General features: G+C 71.3%; 10 protein-coding genes. 3 read left to right on the top strand and 7 right to left on the bottom strand.

The window, feature by feature from the left end; all coding sequences use genetic code 11:
• Positions 1 to 269: 269 nt before the first annotated feature.
• Positions 270 to 1,853, bottom strand: coding sequence for a N,N-dimethylformamidase beta subunit family domain-containing protein (locus ACWDEX_RS34045; protein ID WP_450468335.1), 1,584 nt, complete (start codon positions 1,851 to 1,853; stop codon positions 270 to 272).
• An 88-nt stretch (positions 1,854 to 1,941) separates the two neighbouring features.
• Positions 1,942 to 3,108 carry an AI-2E family transporter gene (locus ACWDEX_RS34040; RefSeq protein ID WP_450468334.1) on the bottom strand — a complete coding sequence of 389 codons (1,167 nt, stop codon included), beginning with the start codon at positions 3,106 to 3,108 and terminating at the stop codon, positions 1,942 to 1,944.
• Positions 3,109 to 3,380: 272 nt separating this feature from the next.
• Here ACWDEX_RS34040 and ACWDEX_RS34035 point away from each other — a divergent pair, with 272 nt between their 5' ends.
• The gene (locus ACWDEX_RS34035; protein ID WP_450468333.1) at positions 3,381 to 5,114 is read left to right on the top strand and encodes a GAF domain-containing protein; all 1,734 of its coding nucleotides are present in this window, start codon (positions 3,381 to 3,383) and stop codon (positions 5,112 to 5,114) included.
• 30 nt (positions 5,115 to 5,144) lie between these two features.
• Here ACWDEX_RS34035 and ACWDEX_RS34030 read toward each other — a convergent pair whose 3' ends face one another.
• From ACWDEX_RS34030 to ACWDEX_RS34015, 4 genes are all read right to left on the bottom strand, one after another.
• On the bottom strand, positions 5,145 to 6,185 hold the full coding sequence (locus ACWDEX_RS34030) for an Acg family FMN-binding oxidoreductase (protein ID WP_450468332.1): 1,041 nt from the start codon (positions 6,183 to 6,185) through the stop codon (positions 5,145 to 5,147).
• 125 nt (positions 6,186 to 6,310) lie between these two features.
• A complete protein-coding gene (locus ACWDEX_RS34025; protein WP_450468331.1) occupies positions 6,311 to 7,012 on the bottom strand; it encodes a response regulator in 702 nt (233 codons plus the stop codon).
• 215 nt (positions 7,013 to 7,227) lie between these two features.
• The gene (locus tag ACWDEX_RS34020) at positions 7,228 to 7,938 is read right to left on the bottom strand and encodes a CBS domain-containing protein (protein ID WP_450468330.1); all 711 of its coding nucleotides are present in this window, start codon (positions 7,936 to 7,938) and stop codon (positions 7,228 to 7,230) included.
• Positions 7,939 to 7,964: 26 nt separating this feature from the next.
• Positions 7,965 to 8,423, bottom strand: coding sequence for a cyclic nucleotide-binding domain-containing protein (locus tag ACWDEX_RS34015; protein ID WP_450468329.1), 459 nt, complete (start codon positions 8,421 to 8,423; stop codon positions 7,965 to 7,967).
• Between the two features lie 171 nt (positions 8,424 to 8,594).
• Between ACWDEX_RS34015 and ACWDEX_RS34010 the strand changes: the two genes are divergently transcribed.
• Entirely contained in the window at positions 8,595 to 9,521 is a 927-nt protein-coding gene (locus ACWDEX_RS34010; protein ID WP_450468328.1) for a universal stress protein, read from the top strand.
• Between the two features lie 17 nt (positions 9,522 to 9,538).
• Here the strand turns inward: ACWDEX_RS34010 and ACWDEX_RS34005 are convergent, their stop codons facing one another.
• Positions 9,539 to 9,997: a pyridoxamine 5'-phosphate oxidase family protein gene (locus tag ACWDEX_RS34005; RefSeq protein ID WP_450468327.1), complete on the bottom strand. Its 459-nt coding sequence runs from the start codon at positions 9,995 to 9,997 to the stop codon at positions 9,539 to 9,541.
• Positions 9,998 to 10,321: 324 nt separating this feature from the next.
• On the opposite strand from ACWDEX_RS34005, the gene ACWDEX_RS34000 reads away from it, so the two are divergent.
• The gene (locus ACWDEX_RS34000) at positions 10,322 to 11,245 is read left to right on the top strand and encodes a carbamate kinase (RefSeq protein WP_450468326.1); all 924 of its coding nucleotides are present in this window, start codon (positions 10,322 to 10,324) and stop codon (positions 11,243 to 11,245) included.
• Positions 11,246 to 11,342 lie beyond the last annotated feature (97 nt).

The raw sequence follows: 11,342 nt of genomic DNA, 5'->3' as shown, positions 1-11,342 counted from the left end.
CCCGAGCCGCCGCCCTCAACCTCCGCCGACTGATCAACCTCGGACTCACCCGCGCAGGCAGCACCTGGACGATCAGCGCGGCCACCGCATAGACCAAGGGGCCGCCCGGCCTGCGGCCGGACAGCCCCTCAACAAGATCTTCATGAGTCTTCTAGTACTCCGGCCGGACTTCTGGAATCCCCCTGGTCGACGGCCTGGGAACGTGGAGTCCGGCGGGTGTGAGGTAGCTGTGGGACGGCCCTACTGGCCGTCCCGCTGCCATGTCGGATTCAGGCCGAGCCCCTCTTGTACAGCTCACCGACGTTCGTGCGCGGAGCGGGACGGTGGTGAGCGGCAGGGCCCTGGGCGAACGCGCGCAGCAGGTTCTCCGTCGTGCGGGTCACGAAGGTGCGGGTACGGGCGTCCATGCCGTGGTCGCGGCCGCCGTCGGGGGTACCTGCCATGAGCCCCTCCACCCAGCGCATGGTGCCGGTGGCGAAGACGCCCGCGCCGCTGCGGACCGTGTAGTACGCCGAGTCACTGTGGCTGCGCCGCCCGTTGCACACCAGGGGCGAGTGGGCTGTGATCTCGAGCGGTTCGGGGACCGGCGCACCCGGGGTGACCCGGTCGTACTCGACGCCGACCAGGTGGTCGAAGCCGTCTCCGGCTCGTACGCCCGTCCCCTCGTACACCCACTGATCCGCCGCGTGGACGACATACGGCGCGTCCGTCGGGTAACCCTCGTAGAGCACGCCCGTGAGTGACGACTCGGGGTCGGCCGCCGGTGTCTGGCGGAAGTCGGTCGTCGCCAGGGTGGGGTGAGTCGAGTAGCAGGGGTCGGACCGGACGGAGGACTTGTAGCAGACGACCGTGCGCTCGGGTCGTGTCCCGTTCTCTTCGAGCCGGATGCGACGGAAGCAGGTGTTGGCGCCAAGGAAGGCGATATTGGTGCCGGCGTCGCGTGCCGCGGTGACGTGCTGCCGTTGCTCAGGGGTCCAGTACTCGTCGTGGCCAAGGCAGATGACGGCGCTGGCGCCGTGCAGGATCCCCGGGTCGCGGTGCACGTCCATGCCGGTGGTGTACGCCAGGGGGATTCCGAGCCGTTCGGCCAGGACCACCGCCGCCCGTTCGTACACCAGGAACTTCTCCGCACCCTCGGCGTCGTAGGGCCGGTCGAAGCTGACGGCGAGGGAGCGGGTGGCATACGCGCCGGAGGCGCCGGCGTAGAGACTGTAGCCGCCCCACTGGTTGTACGCCTGCCAGGTGGCCGGGGCGTGCATCAGCACCGTACGGCCACCGCCCTGCGCGGAGCGCACCACGAGCGGGATGTAGCGCTGATGTCCGTTGTCCGCCTCCAACCGCAGCAAATACGCGCCCTCCGGCCACCCGGCCGTGCCGAACGTGAGAGTGCGCTTCCAGTCCGCGCGCACTGTGCGGGTGCCGGACAGGATGCGCGGTCCCGGCTGCGCGCGGCCCGGGACGCGCCCGGAGGACCAGACGAGCCGGGCCTGGGCCCCGCCGTACCAGCCCACGCGGAACGCCGAGACACGGAAGGAGGCCGCCGTCGTCGAGACGAACAGACCGCACTCTTCGCCCGGTGTAACGCTCACTCGGTCGGTGTAGCCGGCGACAGCCGCGGGAGGCCCTTGCGACCGGATACGCCAATCGGGTGTCCCCGGGCGGTCCCGTTCCGCCTCGGGCCGGCGGGATGCGGAGGCCCGGTGACCTCCGCGTGCGGGAGGGGAGTGGTCGCAGGCGGCCGCAGTGGCCGAGACGAGCCCCACGCCTGCGCACACCTCGAGGAACTTCCTGCGCCTCAGTCCCCGTGAGTGTTCTGTTCCGGGTTGACGTGTATCGCGCTCGTCAGGGACCACATCGCCTCCCGTGCTCCAGGCCGACGTGCCGCCGCCCCTTCCAGGTCAGCGTGGCACGACACGGCGTGCCGTGGGTATCTGCCGCCCGTCAGGTGGGCGCCGGCCGCAGCGCCTGGAGTACTGCCCAGACGACGGAGACGAACGGGACCGCCACGATGGCACCGATCACGCCCGCGACGATGCTGCCCGCGATCACTGAGACGCCGACCACGAGCGGGTGCAGGCGGACCGCCCAGCTCAGCACGAGGGGATGCAGGACATGTCCCTCGATCTCCCCGATGATGACGATCATCAGCAGCACGGCCCCGGCGATGATGGGTCCGCGCCCGGCGAGGGCGATCACGGTGGCCACGCTGAGTGCGACCGGCGAACCGACGAGCGGTACGAACGTGGCGAAGAACTCCAGCAGGGTGAGCGGCAGTGCGAGCGGCACCCGCAGCACGAGCAGGCCGATGCCCACGAGCACGGCGTTGCTGGCCGCCACGATGATGATGCCGCGTGTGTACCCGGCGAAGGTGCGCCACGCCGCGTGCCCCGCCCTGTCCCAGACCTGCCGCGCGGACCGGGGCAGCAACTGGTCGCGCGCCCAGCACCACAGGCGTTCGCCGGAGTGGAGGAAGAAGACGGACGCGAAGAGCGAGAGCGCGACACCGGTGGCCACTTCGACGACCCGGCCGAGGCCGCTGACCGCACCGCTGAGCAGACCGGCGCGGTGGACGGAGAGATAGTGGACGATCTGCTTGTGCAGTTCGGAGAGCCTGCCGGGGCTGAGCCGGAACGGAGGGCGCTCGAGCCAGTGTTCGATCTGCTGGATGCCGCCGCGGAACTCTTTGGACAGCGTCGCCCACTCGCCCACCACCGCATTGCCCACGAGGGCGAACAGGGCGAGCAGGAGCAGCAGGCTGCCGACAAGGGCGACGGCCACAGCGACGGGACGGGGGATCCATCGGCTCAGCAGATCGGTGGGAGGGCGCAGGACCGAGGTGATGATGAGCGAGAGAAACAGGGCCACCGCGATGAGCTGGAAGCGGCCCAGGACGGTGAAGATGCCGTAGACGACGAATCCGACGAGAACCAGACGCCAGGCGTAGGCGGCGGCGACGCACAGCCAGCGGACCACCGTCCGATCGGCCGCCGGGGAGGCCGCAGCGCGCCGGGCGAAGCGCACGGAGTGGGACGGCCGGCTGCCCAGCACCACACCGCCTGCTCGTCGAGCCCGCCCCGGTCCGGCCCCCGGACCACCCGCATCCGCCACCACAACCTCCAGTGTCCGAACCGTCGGGCGTCTTCACAGCACAGTAGGGGCAAACCGGACAGGGGGTGGCATGCAACGCGCACTGGAAGGATCGGTTCTCTCGCAGTAGTGTCCCCGTGTCCGGCACGGGGAGTGATCTTGTCGCGGCGGAGGTCCAAGAGGCCGCCCCAGGTGAGCGCGGGTCTTCGATCGCGTGTGTCACCCAGTATCGTGAGGGCCGGAGAGGTGCCGTCGATCCGCACCTTGGCTGCGTGAGTCGGTCGGAGGAAGCGATGAGCGGGGAAGGGAGCGTGCACTCGGAGCAGCACCTGCCCAAGTTGCGGCTGGATGAACTGCTGGACGAGCTGCAGGCCCGCATCGACGCGGCACGTGGCACCCAGGACCGGGTGCACAACCTCCTGGAGGCCGTGCTGTCGGTCGGCCGGGAGCTGGATCTGCCCCATGTGCTGCGGAGCATCGTCGAGGCGGCCGTGGTACTCGTGGACGCCGAGTACGGCGCGCTGGGCGTCATCGGCGACGACCACATGCTCTCGGAGTTCCTCACCGTCGGCATCAGCGAGGACAAGCGCACGGAGATCGGGGACCTGCCCAGCGGGCACGGCATCCTCGGGGAACTGATCCGCCATCCGGAGCCGCTGCGGCTCTCCGAACTCTCGGAGCACCCCGCCTCCTACGGTTTCCCGGCCCACCATCCTCCGATGCGCTCTTTCCTCGGCGTGCCCATCCGGGTGCGCGACCAGGTCTTCGGAAACCTCTACCTCACCGAGAAACGGAGCGCCGCGGAGTTCGACGCCGAGGACGAGTCGGTGCTCTCCACTCTGGCGGTGGCGGCCGGTGTCGCCATCGAGAACGCCCGGTTGTACGAGGATGCGCGGCTGCGGGAGCGCTGGCTGAGGGCGAGTTCCCAGGTCACCAGCGCCCTTTTGTCGGGTGAGCCGAGCACGGGCGTGCTGGAGCTGATCGTGGAGCGGGCGCAGGAGATCGCCTCCGCCGACGTGGGGATGATCGCCGAGCGGGTGCCCGGAGAGGACGTACTGCAGCCGCTGCTCGCGGTCGGTCTCGCTGCGGAGCGGCGCCGCGGCTTTGTGATGTCCGGGCAGGACGGTTTCGTGGAAGCCGTCCTGAGCACATCGGAACCGGTGGTCAGCGCCGACATCCGGCAGGATTCCCGGATCGACGCCGAGTCGGCCCTGTGGACCGGGCTGGGGCCCGTGGTCGGGGTGCCACTGGGCGCGGGCGGCAAGTCCATCGGGGTGCTGCTGCTGGGACGCGCGGAGGGGCGTACGCCGTTCACGGACGCGGACTCGGGCCCACTGCTCGGGTTCGCCGGGCAGGCGGCGCTTGCGCTGGAGCTGGCCGAGCGGCGCCGGGACGCGGAACAGATCGCGCTGCTGCAGGACCGTGACCGGATCGCCCGCGACCTGCACGACCTGGCCATCCAGCGACTGTTCGCGGCCGGCATGACCCTGCAGAGCACGCAGCGGTTCGTCGACCACCCCGAGGCCGTGGAGCGGCTGTCGCGGACCGTCGACGACCTCGACGAGACCATCAAGATCATCCGGTCCACCATCTTCGGGCTCCGTGCGCATGGCGGCGGAGCGAAAGAGGAGGCCGGGCTGCGCATGCGGGTGTCCGAGACGGTGACGGCGTCGGCCGGCTCGCTGGGCTTCAGCCCCGCGCTGAGGATCGAAGGGCTGGTGGACACGGACGTCCCCGGAGACGTGGCGGATCATGTGATCGCCGTGCTCGGCGAGGCCCTGAGCAATGTGGCCCGGCACGCCGGGGCCCGCTCGGTCGATGTCCATCTGCGGTGTGCGGAGGGCGAGTTGACGCTCACGGTGTCCGATGACGGCTGTGGGGTGCCCGAAAACGTAGCGCACAGTGGGCTGAGGAATCTTCAGGAGCGTGCCCTCGCACTGGACGGCACGTTCGTGCTGGGTGAACGTCGGGAGGGCGGCGGGACACGGCTGGTGTGGCGTGTCCCGGTGGAGCCGGTGGGCGGCTGACCGCACGGTGCCCTCGGCCGGTACCCCGGCTCAGGCGAAGCCGAGCGTGGGGGAGAAGCCGAGCCTGGGAGAACGTGATCGGCGTCGCGACGGGGAGAGCGTTGCCCGTTGGGGCGCCAGCACCTCCTGCGCGGCGTGGCGCGCCGATGCGGGGGCCTCCGGACCGTAACCGAGACGGACCACCATCTGGGCGTGACCGAGGCCGCTCGACCAGGGCCTGAGGCGGGCGCGCAGGTCGGGCCACTCGAGAGCCTGGTGGAGCAGCGAAGTCCGTACGCCGTGAGCCGTGGCCACCAGCAGGACCCGCTCCAGTGCCTGACCGGCACGCAGCCAGTCGATCCGCTGGTCGTGCTCGGTGGTCACCACGGCGAGCAGGGGCCGTTTCTCGAAGCGCCGAACCGCCCCCGCGGCCGGGTGCCGGTGCGCGGGGAAGCCTCGGGGGATCCGGTCCCGGCAGCCCTGCGGCCCCAATGGCTCCGCCGGCCTGTCGAGGGCCGCGGGGTGCGGACCGCGCGCCCAGGGGCGGATCTCCGCCGCCCGGCCGGCCATGGTGCGGCCTTCCGCCTCCCCGGTCAGCTCCAGCAGACGCTCGGTCTGCTGTCGCGTGGGGCGGCTCAGCAGTGCTCCCTCGGCGCGGGCCGCGTCGGCGAGTTCACCGAGCACGGCACCGGGCAGCGGTCGGCCGGAGAACGGGAAGCGACTGCTGTGCCTGCGCCACAGAGCGTCGTACAGGCCGAGGACCGAGGCGTTCCCGCTCCCGCCGGCGATCTGTACCGTGGCCAGCAGATCAGGCTCATCGGGCCGGGGCAGCAGCCGGGTGACCGGTTCCCAGCCGAAGTGCGCCACCGCCACCCGCAGATTGAGAACCGCGCAACCCGCCGCGAGATGCAGGGCGCGTCCCGCCGGGTCGACGTGGTGTGGCGCATGGTCCGTCGCGGTGCGGATCTCGAGCGTGACGGAGTCCGGGTCGAGACGGAGCCGCCAGGACCGCGCGTTGTGGATGCTGGGCGCGGCGACCGCGGCGGAGACCAGGGTCTCCAGGGCCGCGACGTCCAGACTCGCCGAGTTCATCGGAACTCCTCCCCGCCCCACTGCGAGGATCCGCGGGGCTGGTCGATGACCAGTCCCAGCGTGGCGTCCCGGGAGGGAAGCGAGCAGGGGCCATGCGGCCTCTCGTCGGCCCTAACGTCCCGGGCTCACAGGGCGGAGCGGTCCCCGGACGTCGGCGGTTCGAGGTGGGAGGCGAGGACCGCGGCCTGCACACGGCGTTGTACGCCGAGCTTGGCGAGCAGCCGGGAGATGTGGTTCTTGACGGTCTTCTCCGACAGGTAGAGCTTCTTGCCGATCTCGCGGTTGGTGAGTCCGTCTCCGATCAGCGCCAGGATGTCCCGCTCGCGCGGAGACAGGCTGGCCAGCTCGGGTGCCATCGTCGGCTGCTCGGTGGTGTCGGCGCGCAGCGAGCGCATCAGCCGGGCGGTTGTCGCGGGGTCGAGCATGGACTGCCCGGAGGCGACCGTGCGGACCGCCGAGAGCAGATCGGAGCCCCTGATCTGCTTGAGGACGTACCCCGAGGCCCCGGCCATGATCGCGTCGAGCAGCGCGTCCTCGTCGTCGAACGACGTCAGCATCAGGCAGGCCAGCTCCGGCATCCGGCTGCGCAGCTCACGGCAGACGGTGATGCCGTCCCCGTCGGGGAGACGCACGTCGAGGACGGCCACGTGCGGCCGTACCGCCGGGCCACGGGCGAGGGCGTGCTCAACCGTGTCGGCGTCCCCGACCACCGAGATGTCGGGTTCGGCGTCCAACAGGTCGGCCAGGCCGCGACGTACGACCTCATGGTCGTCCAGCAGAAAGACCCGGATCGGGTTCTGCTCGGTGAAGGTGCGTGCCTCGGCCATGAGGACCTCTCGTTTCCGGTGGAGGACGGACTGCGGACTGCCGGTGCCGAGATCATCACCTGCCGGGGACCGGAAGCACTAGGGCCGACCGGCCCCAACGGTACCTCGACGTTTCCTCACTGGTCCTCCCACCTGGGGCCGACCGCTTTTTCCGGCGGAGCCGGGGTGGGCGACAGATCGGCGAACACCGGCCGTGGACTGTGCTCGGTGCGGGTCTACGCCGGACCGGCCGCCGGTTCCACGAGGTCGAACTCCACATCCACGACGCCCTCGACAGCCCGCGCCAACCGCGCGGCCACCGGGACCAAGGAGGTGTCACCGATGCGGCCGCCGAGCTTCACGACCCCGTCCTCCACATCGACGCGTACGGCTGACACCGGCGCGGGGAAGAGATACGACACCACCGCCCGCCGGACCTCCTCCGCGATCTCCTCGTCGCGCCGCAGGAACACCTTCAGTAGATCCCCCCGGCTGACGATGCCCTCCAGCATCCCCAACTCGTCCACGACGGGCAGCCGCTTGACCTTGGCGCGGGCCATGGTCCGCGCCGCCTGCGCGAGCGTCGCATCCGCGCGGACGGTGAGAGCCGGAGAGGTCATCAGGTCGCCCGCCGTCACCGCGTCGGCCTTGGGGCGGCGGGTGAGGCCGCGCAGCCGGGCGAAGGGGCTGCTTTCGGCCTGGCCGATCCCTGCCTCGGGGAACCCTGGACCACCCGGGCCGGGCTCGCCGTCGCGGACCCCCTCCTTGGGCAGGAGGTCGGCCTCCGAGACGACACCGACGACGCGGCCTTCGCCCTCCAGGACGGGCAGGGCGCTGACCTTCCAGTCCTGCATCATCCGCACGATCTCCTTGAAGGGCGCGCGGCGGCCGATGGCGGCGACCGTGTGGGTCATCACGTCACTGACGATGAGCGGACTGCCGTGCATGGCATCTCCTCACCGTACGTACGGGATCAGCGCCCGCTGCCGTACGGGGCGTAGAGGTCCAGCAGCCGTGTCCGGGCCGAGTTCAGGCGGTGGGCGACGATGCCGCCGACCCAACGGGCGACAGCGAGGCCGAGCAGCGGATCGTCCTGGCACATCGAGAGGACCGCCGTGCCGTCGAACTCGTAGGCCCGTACCAGGGTCGTCGCCTCCGCGCCCATGTGCCAGGCATGTGGGCCGAACAGCCAGGACCAGCCGACCAGTTCGTCGCGGCCCAGGGTCTCGATGACGGCGGCTCGTCGGCCGGGCACGTGCATGTCGAGGTCGACCGTGCCGGTGCGGATGATCCAGAAGCGGTCGGCACGCCCTCCTTCCTCGAACAACCGCGTTCCCTGGGGGAAGGACACCTCACGTGCGGTGTGCATCAACCGCTCGCGGTGCTCGGCGGGCAGAGCGCGCAGCGTGCTGGTTGTCGTGGGAGCGGGCATGACAGCCTCCTGATGCATCGGGGACCCGACGCCTTCAGCGTGTCCCCCGCGTACCGGCGCGGACCATGGGCCACCCGGCCCCCTGATGAGTCTGTGCGGCCCCTGCGCAGAAGGCCGCACCTGCACAAAGCTCGACTCGGCAGGAGAGCCCGGACGCAGGAGGTGCGCACCATGGTCCGGTACGTCACCGCAGGAGTCGACGAATCCGACGAGAGCCTCGCCGCCGCCCACTGGGCCGCCAGGGAAGCCCTGCGCCGTGGTGGCACGCTGCGGCTCATGCACGCCTGGACGCCGCAGCCCAACCGGGTGCCCTCCGCGCCGGCGGACGCCACCCGGCGCGATCTGGCCGAGGAGATCCTGCAGCGAGCGGTCCGCAGCGTCCGTGTCGCGCGTCCCGGGCTGCCGACGGAGGAACTGCTGCCGGCCGAGTCCGCGGTCACCGCCCTTGTCGCGGCGGCCGAGGAGTCGGAGGTCCTGGTCCTCGGATCCCGTGGCCTCGGCCCCATCACGGGATTCGTGGTCGGCTCGGTGTCCCAGCGCGTCGTCGCCAGGTCCCCGGGCCCCGTGGTACTCGTACGCGCCGGGGAGACCTCCGCCGACGAACACCTGCCCGCCCTGAACGGGGTCTCGCCCCACGAGATACCCGAGATCCCCTACCGTGACGTCGTCCTCGGTCTGGACGTCCGGCACCCCGCTGACGAACCGATCGGGTTCGCCTTCGACTCCGCGCGGCGGCGCGGCGCCGCGCTGCACGTGATCCATGCCTTCAGTGCGGGGCCGACGCACGCAGCCGCCGGCCGCTCGGGCACAGCGCCCGAACCGCGACCGCTCGCCGAACCGGAACCGCTCGCCGAGAAGGAACACGCCCTCGTCGCGATGCTGCGCCCCTGGCGCGAGAAGTTCCCCGACGTCCCGGTGGCCGAGACCGTCATCGAGGGGCGGCCCGCCACGGAACTGGTACGCGCTTCCGCCGGCGCCTGCCTCGTCGTCGTGGGGCGCCGGACGGGGGAAGTGCACCTCGGCACACACATCGGTTCCGTCGTGCACGCCCTGCTCCACCACGCCGGGTGCCCGGTCGCCGTCGTCCCGCACGCCTGATCGACGGGGAGGAGACCCTAGCTCTCGGCGGGCGGGGCGGTGAGCCGGATGCCGGTGACCAGGTCGGGGCGGATACGGAACGCATGGTCCATGGTCCCGTTGACCCAGGGGCTCAACACCGAGCGGTAGTAGGAGAGTTCGACCGGATCGGTGACAGGGCGGGCGTAGCCGGTGACCACGACGCTCCAGCCGAGGTGCGTGTCCGGGTCGATGGAGTCGGCCTCGTACGCCACGACAACGCCTTTGCCGTCCGCTTCCTGGGCGCGGGAGGTCAGGGCCGCGCCCTCGTGGGTGCGGATGACGATGTCGCCGTCGTGCAGGACATGGTTGACAGGACGGATCGTCGGCAGTGCGTGCCGGGTGAAGACGAGCCTGCCGAGTGACACCTGCCCCACCAGCCGCAGCGCCTCCGCGGCGTCGATGCGGACGCTGTGACGTGGCTTCGCGGCGGTGTCATCGGGGTTCTCGGTGGACATGGCGGTCTTCCGTAGGGGGCCGTACCTCAGTGGGTGTCGCGGTCGGGGCGGCTGCCTGGCGCGACGAGCGGAGCGGCCTCCATCGAACGGCGTGCGACCCCACCCCGGTAGGGCCATTCGGCCCTGAAGCCAGGGACGCCCGGTCCGTTCCGTAGGCGACACGCGCGCAGAAGGATCGTGCCTGGACCGGCTCTGCGGCGGCCGTCTGTTTCCGCACCAGGGCGACGACAGGACGCCGCGCCGGCGGCGCCACCGGCAACCCGGACGCGAAGTCGATGCGCTCGCTGCCTGCCGTCCCTGCCCGCCACCATGGAGGACTGAACCATGCGCATCGTCGTCGCCCTCGGCGGCAACGCCCTGCTGCACCGGGGTGAGCGCCCCGACGCGGAAGTGCAGCGGTCGAACATCGACCGCGTGTCCACCGCCCTCGCGGCGCTGGCCCGCGATCATGAACTCGTCATCACCCACGGCAACGGCCCGCAGATCGGTCTGCTCGCCGTCGAGAGCGCCGCCGACCCCACGCTGCGCGCTCCCTACCCGCTGGACCTGCTCGGCGCGCAGACCGAGGGCCTGATCGGTTCCCTGCTGGTCCGCACCCTGCACAACGCCCTCCCGGGCCGCCGGGTCGTCGCGCTCGTCACCCACACCCTGGTACGGGCGAACGATCCCGCCTTCCGTCGGCCGACGAAGTTCGTCGGCCAGGTGTACTCGCCGGAACTCGCCCGGTCACTGGCGCGTCGGCACGGCTGGCACATCGCGCGCGACACCACAGGCTGGCGGCGCGTCGTCGCCTCGCCGGCGCCCGAACTGGTCATGGAGACGGAAACCATCCGCGAACTGCTCACGGCGGGCACGCTGGTCGTCTGCGCCGGAGGCGGAGGCGTTCCCGTCACCGCCGACCCTGTCACCGGCACGCTGAGCGGTGCGCAGGCCGTCATCGACAAGGACCACACCGCGGCGCTGCTCGCCGAGGACCTCAAGGCGGACTTCCTGCTCATCCTCACCGACGTCCCGTACGTCTACGAGGGCTACCGCACACCGGACCAGCGGCCCGTGCTCGACATCACCCCCGCCGAACTGCGCGACGGTCGGTACCCGGACGCCTCGATGGGGCCCAAGACACAGGCCGCGGCGCAGTTCGTCGAACGCACCGGGGGCCTCGCCGCGATCGGCGCCCTCGACGCGGCGTACGACATCATTCACGGCAGGTCGGGCACGCTCGTCCGGCCCGAACTGCCCGTCCGGTGAGAGACCGGCAGGTCACGGGGCCCGGCCGACGGCCGACGGTCCCGGCCTGGCCGGGGGGACCGTTCATGGCCCCACTGGCCGGCATCGGCCGCGACCC

The organism is Streptomyces sp. NPDC001020, assembly GCF_053599115.1.
This window is presented reverse-complemented; position numbering and strand designations above follow the sequence as displayed.